Annotated in this window: 20 protein-coding genes and 1 other annotated feature; all 20 genes read left to right on the plus strand. The window is 31.4% G+C overall.

The window, feature by feature from the left end; translation table 11 throughout:
• Nucleotides 1-219: 219 nt before the first annotated feature.
• The 20 genes from B5G32_RS10945 (at nucleotide 220) to B5G32_RS11040 (ending at nucleotide 18,061) form a co-directional block, all read left to right on the plus strand.
• Nucleotides 220-777 carry a CDP-alcohol phosphatidyltransferase family protein gene (locus B5G32_RS10945; RefSeq protein WP_087936682.1) on the plus strand — a complete coding sequence of 186 codons (558 nt, stop codon included), beginning with the start codon at nucleotides 220-222 and terminating at the stop codon, nucleotides 775-777.
• Between the two features lie 68 nt (nucleotides 778-845).
• Nucleotides 846-1,247 (plus strand): hypothetical protein, encoded by a 402-nt coding sequence (locus tag B5G32_RS10950; protein WP_087243859.1) that lies wholly within the window; start codon nucleotides 846-848, stop codon nucleotides 1,245-1,247.
• Between the two features lie 29 nt (nucleotides 1,248-1,276).
• Nucleotides 1,277-1,456, plus strand: coding sequence for a hypothetical protein (locus B5G32_RS10955; RefSeq protein WP_087298199.1), 180 nt, complete (start codon nucleotides 1,277-1,279; stop codon nucleotides 1,454-1,456).
• 68 nt (nucleotides 1,457-1,524) lie between these two features.
• On the plus strand, nucleotides 1,525-3,042 hold the full coding sequence (gpmI, locus tag B5G32_RS10960) for a 2,3-bisphosphoglycerate-independent phosphoglycerate mutase (RefSeq protein WP_087936683.1): 1,518 nt from the start codon (nucleotides 1,525-1,527) through the stop codon (nucleotides 3,040-3,042).
• A 112-nt stretch (nucleotides 3,043-3,154) separates the two neighbouring features.
• Nucleotides 3,155-3,766, plus strand: coding sequence for a hypothetical protein (locus B5G32_RS10965; protein WP_087936684.1), 612 nt, complete (start codon nucleotides 3,155-3,157; stop codon nucleotides 3,764-3,766).
• On the plus strand, nucleotides 3,763-5,151 hold the full coding sequence (locus B5G32_RS10970) for a hypothetical protein (RefSeq protein WP_087936685.1): 1,389 nt from the start codon (nucleotides 3,763-3,765) through the stop codon (nucleotides 5,149-5,151). Before B5G32_RS10965 ends, B5G32_RS10970 begins: the two co-directional genes overlap by 4 nt.
• Nucleotides 5,152-5,321: 170 nt before the next feature.
• Nucleotides 5,322-5,831 carry a thioredoxin family protein gene (locus B5G32_RS10975; RefSeq protein ID WP_087297230.1) on the plus strand — a complete coding sequence of 170 codons (510 nt, stop codon included), beginning with the start codon at nucleotides 5,322-5,324 and terminating at the stop codon, nucleotides 5,829-5,831.
• A gap of 3 nt (nucleotides 5,832-5,834) precedes the next feature.
• A complete protein-coding gene (locus tag B5G32_RS10980; RefSeq protein ID WP_087297229.1) occupies nucleotides 5,835-6,638 on the plus strand; it encodes a zinc ribbon domain-containing protein in 804 nt (267 codons plus the stop codon).
• A 173-nt stretch (nucleotides 6,639-6,811) separates the two neighbouring features.
• Nucleotides 6,812-7,615: a Cof-type HAD-IIB family hydrolase gene (locus B5G32_RS10985; RefSeq protein WP_087936686.1), complete on the plus strand. Its 804-nt coding sequence runs from the start codon at nucleotides 6,812-6,814 to the stop codon at nucleotides 7,613-7,615.
• A complete protein-coding gene (hisC, locus tag B5G32_RS10990) occupies nucleotides 7,599-8,654 on the plus strand; it encodes a histidinol-phosphate transaminase (RefSeq protein WP_087936687.1) in 1,056 nt (351 codons plus the stop codon). The genes B5G32_RS10985 and hisC overlap by 17 nt, the downstream gene beginning before the upstream one ends.
• A gap of 50 nt (nucleotides 8,655-8,704) precedes the next feature.
• Nucleotides 8,705-9,358, plus strand: a complete 654-nt coding sequence (gene ppaX, locus B5G32_RS10995; protein ID WP_087936688.1) for a pyrophosphatase PpaX — start codon at nucleotides 8,705-8,707, stop codon at nucleotides 9,356-9,358.
• On the plus strand, nucleotides 9,355-10,257 hold the full coding sequence (gene trxB, locus B5G32_RS11000; RefSeq protein WP_087936689.1) for a thioredoxin-disulfide reductase: 903 nt from the start codon (nucleotides 9,355-9,357) through the stop codon (nucleotides 10,255-10,257). Before ppaX ends, trxB begins: the two co-directional genes overlap by 4 nt.
• A 95-nt stretch (nucleotides 10,258-10,352) precedes the next feature.
• Nucleotides 10,353-11,201: an RNase adapter RapZ gene (gene rapZ, locus B5G32_RS11005; protein ID WP_087936690.1), complete on the plus strand. Its 849-nt coding sequence runs from the start codon at nucleotides 10,353-10,355 to the stop codon at nucleotides 11,199-11,201.
• A 12-nt stretch (nucleotides 11,202-11,213) separates the two neighbouring features.
• A complete protein-coding gene (whiA, locus tag B5G32_RS11010) occupies nucleotides 11,214-12,161 on the plus strand; it encodes a DNA-binding protein WhiA (RefSeq protein WP_087243847.1) in 948 nt (315 codons plus the stop codon).
• A gap of 2 nt (nucleotides 12,162-12,163) precedes the next feature.
• On the plus strand, nucleotides 12,164-12,400 hold the full coding sequence (locus B5G32_RS11015) for a helix-turn-helix domain-containing protein (protein WP_087243846.1): 237 nt from the start codon (nucleotides 12,164-12,166) through the stop codon (nucleotides 12,398-12,400).
• Between the two features lie 43 nt (nucleotides 12,401-12,443).
• Complete coding sequence (locus tag B5G32_RS11020) at nucleotides 12,444-12,719, plus strand: DUF4834 domain-containing protein (RefSeq protein WP_087297224.1); 276 nt, start codon at nucleotides 12,444-12,446, stop codon at nucleotides 12,717-12,719.
• A 12-nt stretch (nucleotides 12,720-12,731) separates the two neighbouring features.
• The gene (locus B5G32_RS11025; RefSeq protein WP_087936691.1) at nucleotides 12,732-13,925 is read left to right on the plus strand and encodes a DUF5050 domain-containing protein; all 1,194 of its coding nucleotides are present in this window, start codon (nucleotides 12,732-12,734) and stop codon (nucleotides 13,923-13,925) included.
• Between the two features lie 168 nt (nucleotides 13,926-14,093).
• Nucleotides 14,094-15,446: a UDP-N-acetylmuramoyl-tripeptide--D-alanyl-D-alanine ligase gene (locus B5G32_RS11030; RefSeq protein ID WP_087936692.1), complete on the plus strand. Its 1,353-nt coding sequence runs from the start codon at nucleotides 14,094-14,096 to the stop codon at nucleotides 15,444-15,446.
• A complete protein-coding gene (locus tag B5G32_RS11035; protein ID WP_087936693.1) occupies nucleotides 15,443-16,480 on the plus strand; it encodes a D-alanine--D-alanine ligase family protein in 1,038 nt (345 codons plus the stop codon). The genes B5G32_RS11030 and B5G32_RS11035 overlap by 4 nt, the downstream gene beginning before the upstream one ends.
• A 690-nt stretch (nucleotides 16,481-17,170) precedes the next feature.
• Nucleotides 17,171-18,061, plus strand: a complete 891-nt coding sequence (locus tag B5G32_RS11040; RefSeq protein WP_087936694.1) for a hypothetical protein — start codon at nucleotides 17,171-17,173, stop codon at nucleotides 18,059-18,061.
• 547 nt (nucleotides 18,062-18,608) lie between these two features.
• Nucleotides 18,609-18,863: a binding site (T-box leader), on the plus strand.
• Nucleotides 18,864-19,024: the final 161 nt, after the last annotated feature.

Raw genomic sequence — 19,024 nt, forward strand, 5'->3', positions numbered from 1 at the left:
ACTAAAATAGTCTTATCATTTAAAGTGATTATTTCTTATTCATTCACTTTGATAAGACTTTTTCTTTTATTTTGACTATTTTCTTTATTTTTCTTTTTATTTAATTTGGCATTCAACAAATTATTCAGGATATTATCGAATATATTCAAAAATAACATACGTTTGACTTCATTATCTATTTTCCTTATAATAGGGAATATATAAAGGCAGGGACATATGATGTTTACAAAGAAAGAAATTTTTAGTATTCCAAATATATTATGTTATTTTCGTATATTACTCGTACCCGTATTTTTATGGGCATATTTTGATTTGCAGTCGGATGAAGGGCGTTTTGTAGCGGCAATTATCTTGGTACTATCAAGTTTAAGTGATTTTCTTGATGGATTTATTGCCAGAAAATGTCATATGATTACAGAACTCGGTAAGCTGATTGACCCTGTGGCTGATAAATTGACACAGTTTGTAGTGGCATGTACATTAATGTATACTTATCCAGCCTATGCATGGCTGGTTGCGATTATTGTCTTGAAAGATGGTATGTTGTTGTTTGTGGGATATTATATTTATCGTAAAAAAGATAAACATCTTTCTCAAGCTCAAATGCCTGGTAAGGTCGCAACAGCTGTATTCTTTATTGTATCTATTATTCTGGTTGCTTTTTATATTCCAGGAACAATGATTTCATCAATTTTGATTTATTCAACGCTTATTTTAATGATTATTGCGATGATTTATTATGGGCATGGTTTATATCGTTTATATCGTGAGAATTAAAGGCTTTTATAGCCTTTTTTCTATGCTTTCTTTTATGAATTCTGTATAATAAAAATAGGTGATATATTATGGGAAATAAAAGAGAATTAAAGCGTTTATGTTATATGGAAGCTTTGGAAGATAATGTGGTTGGAGTAGAGATGATTTTAAATAGATTTAATCAGATTGATAATAAAAAAGGTGTTTTTGATTCTTATATTTTGACACATGATCGTACCAAAGCTATTTTGGATTTAGAATTGTCACTGGCTACACTTTGTATTTTACTTAGAAAGATGTCTGAAAACTTGATGGTTGTTATACCATCAGAATTACGACGTGATATTAATAGTATTATTCACTCTAATCGTTTTGAATACAATCGTTTAGAAGTTATTGTTTATTCACAAAAAGGGAGAGAACCAGTAGATTTAAGAGGGTTGCTTCGCTTTTGTCATTCAGTGCTTGATAGTGACAAAGTTCGTAAATAAGGGATGTTAAAATATCATTGGTGATGACAATGAATTTAAGAAAGAATATAGGTATCATTATGATGATGTTAGGTGTGATTTTAACGATTAATCATGAACAGCAAAATGAGTTTATTCAACAGCTGGAAACAAGTATTAAAGCTTATTGGCCTCTGGTTATTAGTTTTATAGGTATCTATATGATTTCTACACCTAGAAAAAGAAAATAAAATGTATATATAACTTTATTTTTTAAGTCAAATTTTGTATAATGAACGCGTATGGAGGTATAGAGAATATGAAAAAAAGACCTGTAGTTTTATGTATTTTAGATGGGTATGGATTAACTGATCGTGTTGATGGAAATGCTGTCAAATTAGCAAATACACCTAATTTAGATGATTTAATGGCCATGTATCCAACAACAACTTTAAAAGCTTGTGGAAATGCCGTTGGATTACCTGAAGGACAAATGGGAAATAGTGAAGTTGGGCATTTAAATATCGGTGCGGGAAGAATTGTGTACCAATCGTTAACACTCATTAATAAAGCTGTAGAAGATGGAACATTCTTTACAAATGAAGCTTTCTTAAAAGCAATTCAACATGCAAAAGATAATGATTCTAAGTTACATATTTGGGGATTATTATCAAATGGTGGTGTTCACTCTTCAAATGAACATATTTATGCATTGTTAAAACTTGCAAAAGATCAAGGTTTAGAAAAAGTTTATGTCCATGCATTCTTAGATGGTAGAGATGTAGCTCCTGATAGCGGTGCTGATTTTGTGAAAGAATTACAAGATCAAATGGATGAAATTGGTGTTGGTCAAATTGCTTCTATCTCTGGTAGATATTATGCTATGGACAGAGATAAAAGAATGGATCGTATTGAATTAGCATATAACGCATTAATTGGAAAATCTGGTGAAACTTATAGTGATCCAGTTCAATATGTCAAAGATTCATATGCGAAAAAAGTTTATGATGAATTCGTGATTCCTGGATATAATCCAGATACAAATGGTGCTATTGCAGATAATGATGCTATTATCTTTGCTAACTTCAGACCAGATAGAGCAATTCAAATGTCTAATGTGTTCACTGCTGATGTTTATGATAACTTTAAACCAGCAGATAAACCACAAAATATTCACTTTGTATGTATGATGAGATATGCTGATACTGTTAATGGAGATATCGCATTCCATTCATTGGATTTATCAAATACTTTAGGTGATTATTTATCAGCTCAAGGATTAAAACAATTAAGAATTGCTGAAACTGAAAAATATGCGCATGTCACATTCTTTATGGATGGTGGAGTTGATAAAGAAATTGAAGGAGCAACTCGTGTTTTAATTAATTCACCAAAAGTTGCCACTTATGATTTACAACCAGAAATGAGTGCATATGAAGTTAAAGATGCATTAATTGCTGAATTAGATAAAGATATCTATGATGTTGTGATTGTCAACTTTGCAAACTGTGATATGGTTGGACATACTGGAATTATTCCTGCAGCTATCAAAGCAGTCAGCGTCGTTGATGAATGTGTTGGAGAAGTTTATGAAAAAGTTCTTGAACTTGGTGGAACAATGTTAATTACTGCGGACCATGGTAACAGTGAAAAACTATTGGATGAAGAAGGAAATCCATTTACAGCTCATACAACAAATCCAGTACCTTTAATTCTAACAAATACACACTTAGAATTAAAAGAAGGTGGAAAACTAGGAGATTTAGCTCCAACAATCTTACAGTTATTAGGATTACCAATTCCTAAAGAAATGACTGGAGAAAGCTTATTAAAATAATAGAAATGAAGGCTAAGACGAATCAAAACGTCTGGCCTTTTTTTGTAGACAACATGAAAATAAGTCTATCTATGTCAAAATATGATATAATAAGTAAAAGGGAGGGGTTATTATGAAACCAAAATTAAAATATGCTCCATTGGCTATCGCAACGGCTATTGTCAATGTTATAGCGCTCATTGGAACATATATGATTTATTCACCGTTAAACAGTCTTGCAAATGCATCAAGTTCGGGTGATTATGCAAGCTTGGCGAATTTTTCAACAGATTCATTGACAAATGCTTCTTTGATTTTTTTATTAGGCATTGTCGCAACAGCGGTGATTGCCATTTTATTACTTGTATTCTTTATTTATGAAGAAAGAAAAATAGCTATCATTATCAGTTGTGTTATAGGGGCAATTGAATTTGTTTTATTCTTACGCTTCTTTGATACAATCATGTCAACAGTCATGGGAGGATTAGGATCATTGATATGGGGGTCTACACAATCAGAAAGTAATATGGTTGCATCAATTCTAGGAAGTTTACAATTGACATTGGTTGTGACATTCATTGGTGCTATCTTCCACATTATTGTTCTTTTACAGATGTATCATGTGATTCATCTTTCATTCTTACAGCCATATACACCATCACTACTTTGTGGTGAGGTTATAAACGTTAATCAGGAGAGTTCTTCTCAAGAATCAAATCCCGATGAAGGAGGGGAATCACAATGAAAAAAACATATTCTTTTAAACCGCTATGTTTATTGATTCTCATATTTGACTTGATATTATCTATCAGTTTATGGAGAATTGCGGCTATGGCATCAGATGTATTCAGTTTGATGGGTTCATTATCAAGTCTTATAAATTGGGCTATCTTTTTGATGGTTGGTGTATTAGGGGTGATTGTTGTGACTGTACTTTTATATCTTTATTATTTAAAGACAGAAAAAGTTCAGGGTATTTTATGGGATGCTATTTTACACACAGTCTTTTCTGTATTTTTTGGATTCCAGATGATAAATCTAGGTGATTCATTACAAGGTTTGGGTGGAAATCAAACTTTCACAACTATCATGGGTATTCTTGTTTTTGCTTCAGCATTATTACATTTATTTATCATGTTGCGTTTAGATCAAGTGATTCATGTGACTGTTTTAGATGCTTATTTACCAGCAGGTAAAGGACAGACGATTCAATCACCACCACCAGTCCATCAAACGGTTACAGAAGATACAACAGCTCCAACACAAGAAGTGAAGACACCTGCTGAACCAGTCATTACAAAAGAAAAAGCTATTGCATTTTTGAAAACAAAAAATGGGAAAATGATTTTAGGTGCTGTCATTGTTGTTGTGCTTGCTTTTGTAGGATATAAGATTTGGGATACATTCTTCAATAAAACAGTTATTGATGCTTTTGCAAACATGACCGTATCATATGATGGATATGATGGTGCTGGGGAAGCCTATGTTGATGAGTCAGATATTGACTATGATATGACTAATGCTCAGTTAGCACAGTTTGTTGGTGATATTTCATTTGATATTGAAAATAATGGAGAACTTTCTAATGGTGATAAAGTAACAGTAACAGCCGTATATTCAAAGGAAACAGCTAAGCAATTAAAAGTTGTTTTAAAAGAAGAATCAAAACAATTTGATGTTTCAGGTTTAATTGTGAAATATCAAAGTGCTTCTGAAATTGATAAAACGCTTTATCAAAAAGCATATGATGCTGCATTACAAGAATCAACAAATTCATCTTATTATGATACTGATTCAAAAAGAACTTTCTATAAGTCTTATTATATTAAAGAAAATACAGAAAATATTGAATATCAAAGAAATTATTTAGTCTTTGTCTTTAAAGAAACTTATCAGGGTTATGACTATTCAACACATCAAGATGTTGAAAAAACAAGATATATGTATTATTACACAAACTTTGATTCTAGTTATGATAGTGATGATGAATATATGGGAGAATCACGTTTATATAATGATTCATTTGATTATGTTGAAAATGAAGCTGATGTATTGACATCACTCCAAAAACAGTCAATTGCTGATTATGGAAATTCAAAAGTAGAAGAAGTCACTATTCCAGTTTCATAGATATAAATGAGTTTAGATGATGAAAACGCACGTTTGTGCGTTTTTTAAATACAATAAATGCATAAAGTTAATATAGAGTTTAAAAAGTCATGATAGATTTTGAAAATGGAAAGACATAAGTTGATTATTGATGAGTCTTTATGTTATATTAAACAAAAGTGGTGATAATCATGAAAAAATGGATATGCCTATTTATAACATGTCTATTATTAATAGGATGTCAACATACACAAACAGAGAAATTAGTTATTCAAGGTATTCAAGAAATACCTTATGAAGAATTGGTAGAAAAGCTTGATCAAAAAGTCACTTTTTTATTATATATAGGTAGACCGGACTGTGGAGATTGTCAGGATTTTTATCCGGTATTAGAAGAGTACATCAATGAACATGAAGGAACAGGTATTTATTATTTGAATATTAAGGAATATCGTGATCGTGCTCGAGATGATGATGCAACACAGGCAGAAAAAGACTTTTATGAAAATATTTATCAAAGATTAGATTTTGATTGGACACCTACAATTGAGGTTATTAGAAATGGGAAAATAGATGAAACTTATCAGTATTTGGATGAAGATTATTTTGATATCCAAGATCGTGAACAACAGCTAAAAAGGAAACAAGCGTTTTTAGATGAATTTGAAGTCTTTATGAATGATTATTTTGAGGAGGAATAGAATATGAAAAAATGCCCGAGATGTGGACACGAATTAAAGGAGAATGAGAATTTTTGTTCTCATTGTGGATTAGATTTAAGGAACAATTATCGTTATCAAAAACCCCAAAATAAAGCGATGACTTATTTGTTGTATGTCATTATTTTCTTTTCATTTATAACTATTCCTTTATTATATAGTCGCGTTCTTAATAATATGGTGAGTGATGAAACCATCCAACACAATGAGCGAGTAGAACTTCCTGAAATTCAGGGTGATGCAATGAGAGTGATTGCAGTTTATGATACATTAGCTGATTTTCAAAATCAGTTTACAAATGTTGATGGTATTGTTGATGATATAGAAAAATTTGAAGCTTCATTATCACAAAAGCAAGCTGGATCATGGACAAAAAAATATCAGATTCAAATTGCAGATAATTACAATATTTTTTATGATTTGACTTATCAGATTCAAATAGATGAAAACCTCACACTTCAGGTTCAACGTACATTTGATAGAGCACATAATTATAATGATGAGAAAATCACTTTTATCAAAGATCATGCGACAACTTTTGATGAATTATTTTTGACAGAAGACCAACAAAAACTTGTACAAACATTTACTGGTCAACAAAGCACAACAACACAATTGATGCAGGATTTTAAAGAGCGTCAAAAAGAATTTGAAGAGAAAAAAGAAAGACTAGGTCATTATGGTATGGGAAATTATGATGGACAATCTTCATTTGTTGTATATCGTAGAGATCAATCTTATTATTCAAAGTTGACTTATGTGCATACACCTCAAGATTATATTGCTTAAAAATTTAAAAGAAGGGTTGGTTTCTATATGGCCTAGAAGTCAATCCTTTTTGCATTATAGGATTATATGGAAAATATGATAAAATCTATTTATGTGCAGGAATAACAATATACAAAATTTCACTTTGCTTTTTGATATAGGTTAGATATAATAGGAACAATAGGTGATATGTAATGAAGATATTAATTAGTGATGTAGATGGAACATTGGTTCATGACAATCAAAATATAAGTCAGGATAACATTGATTGGATGAAAGAACTACAAAGACAAGGACATAAAATAGCACTCTGTACAGGTCGACAACTTTTTGAAATGAAATGGATTTTAAATGAGATTCCTTTTCCTTATGATTATTTAATATTAAATAATGGAGCTCAAATTCTAGATAGAAATCATCGTGTTTTATATGAAAAAAAGATGGATGCGCATACTGGGAGAGCTATTTTAGATTATGTGACACAATTTAATGATTTATATTCTTTTTATAGTGATGGAGCAGTCAGTTATGGTTTTAGTCATGGACAGTGTGTAGAACATATGACAAATCTTGGAGAGCCAGTTGATGTTTCATTTCAGGAACTTTATCAGAATGCACCACATTTTGATATTATTTCTTTTCATCAGGATAATCAGGAAATGACAATCACCAAAGCCTGTTATGAATATATTCAAAAGCATTACGGGGATAAGCTCAGTGTGTATTATAATTTGCATTATGTTGATATTGTCGCAAGAGGATGTTCTAAAGGCAATGGTATGACATGGCTTTGTCAGCATTTAGGTATCAATGAACAGGATATTTATGCGATAGGTGATTCATATAATGATTTGTCTATGCTGCAAGCTATCAGACAGGGATATACTTTTAAACATGCTCATGAAGATATCAAATCAATGGTACCAAGACATGTTCATTATGTTCATGAAGTGATTCAAGATATGTTAGGAGGGAAAAATAATGAGTTGGCAAGATAAGTTAAGAAATGTTCAACCTTATGAGGCAGGAGAACAACCACAAATTAAAAATTTAATTAAATTAAATACGAATGAAAATCCATATGATCCAGGTGAAAAAGTGAAACAGGCGATTTTGAATTTTGATTCTTCACATTTGGCTTTATACCCACGTCCAGATGCGGATGCATTAAGACAGGCATTAGCTGATTATCACCATTTAGATACACGTCAGGTTTTTGTTGGAAATGGTTCAGATGAAGTGCTGGCACTGATCTTTTTAACATGCTTTAATGGTCAAGAACCAGTGCTGTTTCCTGATATCAGTTATTCTTTTTATCCAGTTTATTGTGAGCTGTATCAGATAGCTTACAAAAAAATTCCTTTAAATCAAGATTTTGAAATCAACAAAGCAGATTATATTCAGCCTAATTCTGGCATTATTTTCCCTAATCCTAATGCCCCAACAGGACTGTGTGTTTCATTAGATATGATTGAAGATCTTTTAAAACATAATCAGGATAGTGTTGTTGTGATTGATGAAGCATATATTGATTTTGGTGGGCAAAGTGCTGTTCCATTGATTCAAAAATATCCAAATTTATTGATCACACAAACATTTTCTAAATATCGTTCATTAGCGGGAATTCGTTTAGGGGTAGCTCTAGGAAGTCAGGAAGTAATCGCTAAACTATATGATGTGAAAAATTCATTTAATTCTTATCCTGTTGATAGTTTGGCACAGGCTATTGGTGTTGCGAGTATGGAAGATAGTGATTATATCCAACAAAATGCTCAAAAAATCATAGAAACACGAGAATATACAAAGTCTGAATTGAAAAAGTTAGGTTTTGTAATGCCTGATTCAAAAGCCAATTTTATCTTTGTGAAACATCCTCATTATGATGCTCAGAAGTTATTTTTACAATTAAGAGAAAAAGGTATACTGGTTCGTTATTTTCATCAACCAAGAATTGAGCAATATTTAAGAATAACAATAGGCACAATGGAACAAATGAAAATATTGGTTCATGAAATCGAAAATATTTTAAAAGCATAATCATATAAGCTTTGTGATATTCATGATATAATACATATAAAGGAGTTACTATGAAAAAAGATTTTGCAGTTATTTTTGATTTAGATGGGACATTATTAAATACAGATTTGTTAATTAGAAAATCTTTTGAACATGTCTTTCGTCATTATAAGCCAGACTATCAAATTAGTGATCAGGAACATTTATCATTTTTAGGCCCAGCCTTAAAAGATACATTTTCTAGATATTTTCCTGATGAGATGATTGAGGAACTGATTGATTATTATCGTGCATATAATCATGCTCATCATCAGGACTATGTGACCATTTACCCTCATGTTGAAGAAACCTTAAAAACATTATCAAAACAAGGTTATCCATTAGCGGTTGTCACAACTAAATATCGTCAGGCTGCTTTGATTGGGCTGGATTTATTTGAAATTACTCCATATTTTGATATGATTTTAGGAATGGATGATGTTGAACATGTCAAGCCAAATCCTGAAGGTATTTTAAAAGTAATGAATACATTTCATTGTTTAAACGGTTTATATATTGGAGATAATGTGACTGATATACAAGCTGGAAAAAATGCAGGTATTTATACAGCTGGTGTCAAATGGACACCTAAAGGTTATCAGGCAATGCAAGCTTTAGCTCCTGATTTACTGATAGATGATATGTCAGAAATTATAACATTTGTAGAAAGGAAGATGAATGGATGACTGATTTAATTGTTGTGGGTGCTGGTCCAGCTGGTTTAACAGCTGCCTTATATGCTTCGCGTGCAGGAGCCAGTGTTTTGGTTTTAGATGGTGGAGCACCTGGTGGAAAGATGAATTTAACAGCTGAAATAGAAAATTATCCTGGATTAATAACAAAAGGACCAGAACTGGCTTATGCCATGTATGAACAATGTTTATCTTTTGGTGCTCAATATGAATATGGTGAAGTGACACGTATTGAACATCATGAAGATCATCAAGTTGTTTATGTAGGTGATAAAACATATGAAGCACGCTATGTCTTTATTGCGACAGGTACAAAAGAACGTCATATGGGAATCCCTCATGAAGAAGAAATGAGTGGAAGAGGTGTGTCTTATTGTGCTGTCTGTGATGGACCTTTCTTTAAAAATAAAGATGTCTGTGTTGTAGGTGGCGGAAACAGTGCTATTGAAGAAGCTATTTATTTAAGTGATATTGTGAATCATGTGCATATTATTGTGCGTCGTGATGTGTTGCGTGCTGATCAATATTTAGTTAATAAATTACAAGAAAAAGACAACATTGAAATCCATTATTTAAAGAAACCTCATGAAGTGAAAGTTGAAGATCAAAAAGTTGTGGGGCTGATTGTAGAAGATTCTCATACAGGGGAGCTTTCTACAATTGAAGCACAAGGAATTTTTCCATTTATAGGATTAGATCCTATTACAGAATTTGTAAAAGATTTGGGAATAGTGAATGAAAAAGGGTATATTGAAGTTGATATGAATCAGGAAACAAAAGTTGCTGGTATTTTTGCTGGTGGGGATGTGACTGATAAACAACTGCGACAAGTTGTGACTGCTGCTAATGATGGTGCTATTGCAGGACAATATATTGCTTCATTATTCAAATAGAGAGAAGGGAAATAGATTCTTTTCTCTTTTTGTATAAAAAAAGAGTACACTTATAATGTGATTTTTGATATATTATAAAAGAGAAGGTGAGTTATATGAATAAAATTGAAGTTATTGTTGTAACGGGGATGTCTGGGGCTGGTAAAACTCAGGCAATGGCTATCTTTGAAAATATGGAGTATCGCTGTATAGATAATTATCCTATTCCATTATTAAAAGAATTTGGGGATTTAATGCGTACGTCTACGAAATATTCTAAAGTGGCTATGGCAGTATCGCTAGGTGATGCGATTTTGGCTGTGAGAATCTTATCAAACATGGATTGGGTAGATTTGACAGTTATTTTCTTAGACTGTGATGATAAAGTTTTACTTTCACGTTATAAACAGACAAGACGCTCTCACCCACTCATGATTAGTAATGTGGCATCATCTTTGGTTGAAGCTATTGAATTTGAACGTGAAATGGCAGATCCTATTAGTCAGTTAGCTAATATTGTGATTGATACAACATTATTAAAGCCATCAAAATTACAAGATAAATTAGAAAGTTATTTCCACAAAGGAAATCGTGATACATTTAGAGTCTCTTTTATTTCATTTGGATATAAACATGGAATTCCACGTGATGCAGACTTGTTATTAGATGTACGTTTTTTACCAAATCCTTTTTATATTGAAAGCTTAAGAAAATTAACTGGAAATGATAAAGAGGTTTATGATTATGTGATGTCACAAAGTGAAACACAGGAATTTGTTCGTAGAACAATAGAATATTATGATTATTTATTAAAGAAATATGAAGAAGAGGGTAAAATGCATATGATTATTGGAATTGGATGTACTGGGGGACAGCATCGTTCAGTCACACTTACCAATTATTTTGCAGAGTATTATTCAAAATATTATCAAGTTTATAAATGGCATCGTGATGCTGATCATTAAGGAGGTTTTATGATGATTTCTTTTTCAAGAGTCGTCAAAGAAGAAATTGTATTCAATGATTTTGATCAACCGTGTGAAAAGGCAATACTTTGTGCAATGATTAAAATTCTTGGAACATTGTCACTCAATCAGTCAGGCTTAACGCTAACATTAAGAACTGAAAATGCGAAAATCGCATCTAAATTGCATAAATTCTTAAAGGATTTATATCAACCACATATAGAATTTCGTGTTTCTAGAAAAATGAAATTGAAAAAAAATAACATTTATACATTGATGGTTTCTAAGGCAAGAGAAATCTTAGAAGACTTACATCTTATGGAAGGCATTGGTATACAAAGTTTTCCAGATATTCATTTTTTAGAAACAGATGCCAAGAAAAGAGCTTATCTGGCAGGGGTCTTTTTATCTTGTGGAAGTGTGAATAATCCAGATACATCTAACTATCATCTGGAAATGAGTGTGAATGAACCAGAATATGCTTCATTTATTATGGAGTTGATGAATTGTTATGACTTGCATGCCAAAATGATTAAAAGACGTAATAAATATGTTGTGTATTTAAAATCAGCAGAGAAAATTGGGGATTTTTTAAGAGCCATAGGTGCTTCACAATCAGTTATGAATTTTGAAATGACACGTATTGATCGTTCTATGGCCAATACTGTCAATAGATGGAATAATTGTGATATTGCTAATGAAGTGAAAGCGATGAGTGCTTCTACAGCCCAAATTGAAGATATTGCCTATATCATTGATAAAGTAGGCATTGAGATTTTAGATGATAAGACACGTACAGTGGCTTTATTACGTTTAGAAAATCCTGAGTTAACTTTAAATGAATTGGCAGATACATATTATCAGCAGACTGGTCAAACCATTAGTAAATCAGGATTACATCATCGTTTTAAAAAGATTAAGGAAGAAGCTCAAAAAATACGACAGATGGAGAATGAGTGAGTATGGAAAATATAAATATTCGTTTTGGGAGAAGAATTAAAGAACTCCGTTTGATGCAAAATGTTTCTCAGGAAGAACTTGGATTTCGTTGCCAGTTATCTAAAAACTATGTTTCAGATGTTGAAAGAGGTCGTAGAAATGTGTCTTTAAAGGTTGTCGAAAAGTTTGCATCAGGTTTAAAAGTACCAGTTTACTATTTGTTTGTATGGCATGAGGAGGAAGACGCAGTTCATTTATAGTTTATATTTATCATATAGACTATATCGCAAAAGGAGAAATGATATGGGATATAATTTTATATATTTGTTATGTGTGCTTGTATTAATTATGTTAGCTTTAAGATTATTTTTACCAATCCTTATTGTTTTGATTGGGGTTATTTTGGTTATCTGGATAATAAGAAAGCTTTTCTTTTCACGTCGTCAGTCACATGAAGATAAAGAAGATCAGGAATATTATGAATCTCTTTATCAGGATTACCAAAATCAGGATAGTGATGTTATTGACGTTGATTATAAAGTTGTTGATGAACATGAAAATCCTCATCAACAGTCGTAGGAGGATTGAGATATGATTTGTCCAAATTGTCAAAATGAAGTCAGCAATGATATGAATTATTGTCCATATTGTGGTCATCCATTATACAAGTCACAAGAACAAAATGATGGATATTATGAACCACTGTTTTTTGATGAAGAAACTGTTGAAAAGGAAACAAAGACATCGTCTTTTAAAGATATACCAGTCAATAAAAAAGTAAATAAGTTACTCATTTTAGTGAGTGTTATTGTTTTGGCTGTTTTAACAGTTGTATCTTATGAATATGTTTATCATGGACCAACGCTTAATTATACGTCTTTTCATGATACATCATCAGATACATTACCACAACAACCTATGACAATATCAGGAAAAACAGGTTTTTCAAGTTTGGTTGGAAATATTAATCAAAATGGTGAGGCTTATTTTGATGGAGAAACGCTTTATATGTGTAATGATCAGGGGTATCTTGTATCCATGGATCAAAACTTAAATAACCGTCAAACATTGGTTACAGAGAAATGTCAAAATATCATGATTCATAATGATAAGATTTATTATACAAATCAGCAGAATTATTTATGCGAAGTTTCATTAGATGGTAAAAATCAAAATCAATTCATAACTAAAGCTATTTATTATCCATATATAGATAATGATCGCATCTACTATCAATTAGATGAGGATAATGAATCAATCTATGTTTATGATATCAATACACAAAAACAGACAAAGCTTAATGATAGACACTCTTATTGTATTAATGTTGTAGATGATTATATTTATTATACATCTGATGATGGTATTTATCGTATGAATAGAAATGGAGAAAATGATGAAAAATTATTGAGTGGATCATTTTATAATTTAATTTATTTAGATGGAAAACTTTATTATTTATCATCAGATGGTATCTATTTGTTAGATATAAATAGTAAAAAGACAGAGGTATTAAAAGCGAATGCTGTTAATTTCTTAAATATGAATGAACAGTATTTATTTTATCAATCTATGGATGGCAGTGTTGTTAGATATGATTTGTCAACACAGCAAGAAAAGACAATTTACAATGGATTGGTTGATACAGGATATATTGTTGGTGATAAATTGATTGTGAAAACATATGTATCAGCTTATCAACAAGAAAGCTATTATGTCATTATGGACTTTGATGGTGCCCAGCAACAAAGATTGTTCTTTGATGGACAAGGTGATTATATTTAATTGTCACTATATTGATTTGAGCTAGATAAAATATCAATATATAAGAATATGAAAAGAAATAGTTGTTTTAAACAGCTATTTTTTTATTATATAAGAACAATAAAATTTCATAGCTTTCCTAGTGAACTGGTGCTATAATAGTGCATATATTAAAAATGAGGTAAAATTATGCTAATAAGAGAGATTATTGAAGCCACTGGTGGCACATTATTGAGTGGAAATATCAATGATGATATTCATGGATTTACACAAGATACAAGACAGATTCATGAAGGAGATATGTATATTCCGCTGTTTGGAGAAAAAAATGATGGACATCAGTTTATAAAACAGGCTTTTGAAGCTGGCGCAAGTTCTGTTATAACATCTCAGCCCATAGATTATCCTGATAAAAACGTGATTTTAGTGAAGGATACTTTACAGGCATTAACAGATATGGCAGCTTATTTAAGAAAACATCGTGCTGTTAAAGTTGTGGGAATTACAGGGAGTGTTGGAAAAACAAGTACCAAGGATATGATTTATGCTGTGGTATCAATGCAATATAAAACTCTGAAAACTTTAGGTAACTACAACAATCATATCGGTTTACCTTTAACAGTTTTAAGACATCAGGATGAAGAAGTCATGGTATTAGAAATGGGAATGAATCATCTTGGTGAAATTCGCCATCTGACACATATTGCAAGACCTGATATTGCAGTTATTACAAACGTTGGAACAGCACATATTGGGGAACTAGGGTCACGAGAGAATATTCTAAAAGCGAAGATGGAAATTGTTGAAGGATTAACTCAGCAGGGACGCCTTATTATCAATGATGATAATGATATGTTGCATACTGTACAATCTCAAGATTATCCTATTATTCGTGTTGGTGAAAATAATGACTGTTATTTAAAAGCTTATCATGTTGAGTTATTATTAGAAGAATCTTATTTTGATTTGGATTATCAGGGAAAAACTTATCATGTTCATGTGCCAGTTTCTGGTTATCATTTTGTGATGAATGCGTTGATTGCGATTGCGGTAGGGCTAAGCTTAGATATTGATATTGAAAAGTGTATTAAAGGTATTGATCAATTTGAACTGACAAAAAATCGTATGGATATGATTGAACTGAGTCATGGAATCAGATTGATTGATGGCACATATAATGCCAACTTAGATTCAATGAAATCAAGTCTTGATGTTTTATCAAAATATCCTAATAGAAAAATAGCCATCTTGGCAGATATGTTAGAGCTTGGAGCGTATGAACAGGCATTTCATCAGGAAGTTGGGCAATATGTTGCTAAAAAGCATATAGATCAATTAATGTGTGTAGGACCTGCAAGCCAGAATATTGTTTTAAAAGCACAGGAAAATGGTATAGAAGCTTATCATTTTGAAAGTAATCAAGATTTAATTCAAACTTTAGAGGGATGTATACAGAATGATGATGTCATTTTATTAAAAGGATCACATGGCATGCATCTTGATGAAGTTGTAGACTATTTAAAGGAGAAATATAAAAAATGAGAAAATTAATGATTATATGTGGAGGACAATCTACTGAACATACCATTTCAAGAATGTCTTGTACATCTGTTTTAAAAAATCTTCATAGAGATCGTTATGAGTTGACTTTGGTTGGTATTGATCAGTCTGGAGAATGGTATCTTTTAGATGCCAGTCAGGAAGATTTAACTTTAGATTCATGGTTAGATCACTCAACACATATTGAAGATATTTATCATTTGTTGAAACAACAAGATGTTATTTTCCCTGTTCTTCATGGACAATATGGTGAAGATGGAACGATTCAGGGGTTATTTGAATTGGCTGGTGTTCCATATGTAGGATGTAGAACATTGGCTTCAAGTGTGGCCATGGATAAAATTTATACCAAAAAGATTTTAGAAACAGTAGGAATTCCACAAGTGAAATCTTTATATGTGAAAAAAAGATATGATGGTCAATATGTTGTTGTGAATCATCAATTTGATGAAACTGATGATATATTAACAGCAGTGAAAAATCAGTTAGGGTTTCCTTGTTTTGTGAAAGCAAGTCGTTCAGGATCAAGTGTAGGTTGTTATCGTGTGGACCAAAAAGAACAATTCTTAGATATCTTACATCAGGCAGGACAGTATGATAGCCATATTGTTGTTGAAGAATGTATTGATTGTATTGAATTGGAAACAGCAGTATTAGGTAATGATGATCCTATTGTTTCTCGTGTTGGTCAAATTATGCCTCATGGAGAGTTTTATACTTTTGAATCAAAGTATGAAGATGAAGAAAGCAAAACATGTATTCCTGCATTAGTTGATGCTAACATTCAAGAAAAAATTCGAGAATATGCATTAAAAGTTTTCAAAGCTGTTGATGGACATGGACTTTCTCGTGTGGATTTCTTCTTGGATAAGAAAACAAATCAGATTTATCTTAATGAAATTAATACGATGCCTGGATTTACAAAGATTTCGATGTATCCTCAGTTAATAGCTGATTTAGGCATCACTTATAGTGATTTAATTGATCGTCTTATTGATTTAGCTTTTGATCGATAGAATAACCTTTGGGGTTATTCTTTTTTGTATTGAATTAAAATCCACAAACTATCGCGTAGTAACGAGATTTAAAAATGAGATGTGATTCCTAAAGCTAAAAAGTAAGATAATCAAAAAGTGTATAAAATAATATAAAAGTGGTATTGATGATTGTTGTACAGTAAAAGGATAAGAAAAGCATACAAGAATATTTCAAAAATTCATTGAAAGAAGATGAAGAGGCAGAACAATTAATGAAATGATCCATTCAACAAGAAATAATGCAAGATGCTAGGATAGGTCGCATAAAATGAAGGAGATTCAGCTTTTGTTCTAGAAACAGGCTTGTTCTCATAAAAAACACGAGATGAGTTGATAGGTATTTATTAAAAGTAAAAATATAAATTCAATTTGTTTATATTTGTGAAAAGACAGATGAATTGTTAAATAACTGATTTTTCATTTTCAACATATATTTTCTATAAAAGATTGTTAAAGTTTATTTAAGTGAATATTAAGTATAAATGAATGGTATTTATGTTTTTCTTGATTTATGATTAAATAATGTTGTAGTGCATTATATATAAATATTTGAATAAGAAGGGAAAATTGTAGATTAAAAATCTTCAATATGATAGAAAAATGAATATAAACTTGAAAAAAATATCAGTATCATTATTAGCGTCTGCTTTTCTATTCTCGGTGATAGAAATGCAGAATGTTTCAGCTTTTTCTAATGATGAAAAAGAAATTGTATTAGATAGTAATGGAGATGAAACAAACACAACAATTGATGAAATCAATGCAATTATTGATTTGCAAAATGAAGCATTTGTTGAGGAAAATTTCAGTTCTGTAAAAGAATATGAAAATCAATTGAATAGTTTAGGTGTCCAAACTGTTACGGGATCTGAATTGGCAAAAATCATTGGTGAAGATCAAGTTGGAGGTATTGCTAAAGTTAAAGGTGCAACAATGAAAACAGTATATAGTAAATATACTACTGGAGGAAAAACATATGATGTAATGAGAGTGCTTGCAACTCCCACGACAAGTAGTAATTTATACAAAACTGGTGTTACTGCTTTGAAATCTAATACCTCAGCTCAAGCAAAAACGTTTAGTGTTTTAAAAACAATTGGAAAAACAGTAGCTGGTGAAAGTAAAGCTGGAAAAGCTATTTCAGCATATGATTTTATTAAATCAGTTGCATCTGATATATCAAGTACAACAACTGTTACAAGTATAAGTAGTTCATATACTTGGAATACTGCTGAAACATGCTCTTTTGTCTATTTTAAATCACCAAGTGGATTATGGGTTCATTCGGCTTCTTATACAAAAGCATCATGCACGGCGACAGTTGTTGTTCCTACACTTAAATATGGAGCTAATGGTGCAAAAACAGCTCATAGAATTGCTACTTATACTAGCACGTTTACTCCAGCATATTATGACAGTACTTCTAAGGCTTATGCAGGATATAAAGGTTCAACATATATATCACAGAGAATTAAATCAGTAAATATTACTGGAGTATCAGGAAAAACAGTAAAAAATGTTGTCTTGACATGTCCATATAATACGACTATGGTAAATTGAGTTAATGAAACGAAGATATAGAAAATTTGTCATTTATATGCTAGTATATGACTTTTTGGCGATTCTTGTGGTATCAGCTACCACAGTTGTTCCCGTTAATATGAATCTGGATATATTCTATTATGTATTATGTTTCATTGGTTTTATTGGAACGGTAGCTATTTATGTTTTATATCCTTTTATATGGAGATGTCATTTTTGTGGTAGTTTACTGGATATGAGTAGCATATTTTCTGGTAAGAAGTGTTCACACTGTGGCACAGATATATTTGATGACTAGAATTATGAAAAATGATAAAATTGGGTGCCATGATAAGGCTTCAAATAAAGCTATATATCTATTTTGATATATAGTTTTTTATCTTTTATATAGGAATTGATTGCTTATGATGGGGTAAAAGATATTTTTTTGTTGTGTTTTATTTTTTGAAAAAGGCGAAAAATAGAATATAATATTTCATAAAACCAAAAAAAGAAATGCTTAAAAATATAAAATATGGTTGACTATATTTATAAAAAGGTATATGATATATCCAACAACTCTATAATAAATACAGTGATAGGAAATAGTAAATAACAAATGATGCATAGAGAAGTTCTGGCTGGTGGAAAGAACTGTGAAAGTGTTATTGAACTCGTCCTTGAGTGGAGCACTGAAAAATAAAGTAAGCTGCTACGGAATGCGACCGTTATCACGCTAGAGTATGAACTTATATGAATAAGCGTACTTGATAAGGTTATTGTCGTGAGGCAATAATGAATATGAGGTGGAACCACGAAGTCATGAACTCTCGTCCTCAACTATGATGTTTTTCATGGTGAGAACGAGTTTTTTTATTATAGGATGAAATAGGCGAAGTCTAGAAGACCTCGCCCCTTCCCGAACCGTACGGGCACCTTTCAATGCATACGGCTCTCCATTTCTAAATGAGTTTTCGTTTTGTCATTTGATTGTATTCTAAA

The sequence above is a fragment of the Massilimicrobiota sp. An80 genome (assembly GCF_002159255.1).
Lineage (GTDB): Bacteria > Bacillota_I > Bacilli_A > Erysipelotrichales > Coprobacillaceae > Allocoprobacillus > Allocoprobacillus merdigallinarum.

What these genes read in the sequence shown, in the direction of transcription:
- B5G32_RS10950 (WP_087243859.1), top strand. Translation starts at nt 846, where the DNA reads ATGGGAAATAAAAGAGAATTAAAGCGTTTATGTTATATGGAAGCTTTG.
- B5G32_RS10980 (WP_087297229.1), top strand. Translation starts at nt 5,835, where the DNA reads ATGAAAAAATGCCCGAGATGTGGACACGAATTAAAGGAGAATGAGAAT.
- B5G32_RS10975 (WP_087297230.1), top strand. Translation starts at nt 5,322, where the DNA reads ATGAAAAAATGGATATGCCTATTTATAACATGTCTATTATTAATAGGA.
- B5G32_RS10970 (WP_087936685.1), top strand. Translation starts at nt 3,763, where the DNA reads ATGAAAAAAACATATTCTTTTAAACCGCTATGTTTATTGATTCTCATA.
- B5G32_RS10945 (WP_087936682.1), top strand. Translation starts at nt 220, where the DNA reads ATGTTTACAAAGAAAGAAATTTTTAGTATTCCAAATATATTATGTTAT.
- B5G32_RS10965 (WP_087936684.1), top strand. Translation starts at nt 3,155, where the DNA reads ATGAAACCAAAATTAAAATATGCTCCATTGGCTATCGCAACGGCTATT.
- trxB (WP_087936689.1), top strand. Translation starts at nt 9,355, where the DNA reads ATGACTGATTTAATTGTTGTGGGTGCTGGTCCAGCTGGTTTAACAGCT.
- gpmI (WP_087936683.1), top strand. Translation starts at nt 1,525, where the DNA reads ATGAAAAAAAGACCTGTAGTTTTATGTATTTTAGATGGGTATGGATTA.
- B5G32_RS11040 (WP_087936694.1), top strand. Translation starts at nt 17,171, where the DNA reads ATGCAGAATGTTTCAGCTTTTTCTAATGATGAAAAAGAAATTGTATTA.
- ppaX (WP_087936688.1), top strand. Translation starts at nt 8,705, where the DNA reads ATGAAAAAAGATTTTGCAGTTATTTTTGATTTAGATGGGACATTATTA.
- rapZ (WP_087936690.1), top strand. Translation starts at nt 10,353, where the DNA reads ATGAATAAAATTGAAGTTATTGTTGTAACGGGGATGTCTGGGGCTGGT.
- B5G32_RS11020 (WP_087297224.1), top strand. Translation starts at nt 12,444, where the DNA reads ATGGGATATAATTTTATATATTTGTTATGTGTGCTTGTATTAATTATG.
- hisC (WP_087936687.1), top strand. Translation starts at nt 7,599, where the DNA reads ATGAGTTGGCAAGATAAGTTAAGAAATGTTCAACCTTATGAGGCAGGA.
- B5G32_RS11030 (WP_087936692.1), top strand. Translation starts at nt 14,094, where the DNA reads ATGCTAATAAGAGAGATTATTGAAGCCACTGGTGGCACATTATTGAGT.
- B5G32_RS11035 (WP_087936693.1), top strand. Translation starts at nt 15,443, where the DNA reads ATGAGAAAATTAATGATTATATGTGGAGGACAATCTACTGAACATACC.
- whiA (WP_087243847.1), top strand. Translation starts at nt 11,214, where the DNA reads ATGATTTCTTTTTCAAGAGTCGTCAAAGAAGAAATTGTATTCAATGAT.
- B5G32_RS11015 (WP_087243846.1), top strand. Translation starts at nt 12,164, where the DNA reads ATGGAAAATATAAATATTCGTTTTGGGAGAAGAATTAAAGAACTCCGT.
- B5G32_RS10985 (WP_087936686.1), top strand. Translation starts at nt 6,812, where the DNA reads ATGAAGATATTAATTAGTGATGTAGATGGAACATTGGTTCATGACAAT.
- B5G32_RS11025 (WP_087936691.1), top strand. Translation starts at nt 12,732, where the DNA reads ATGATTTGTCCAAATTGTCAAAATGAAGTCAGCAATGATATGAATTAT.
- B5G32_RS10955 (WP_087298199.1), top strand. Translation starts at nt 1,277, where the DNA reads ATGAATTTAAGAAAGAATATAGGTATCATTATGATGATGTTAGGTGTG.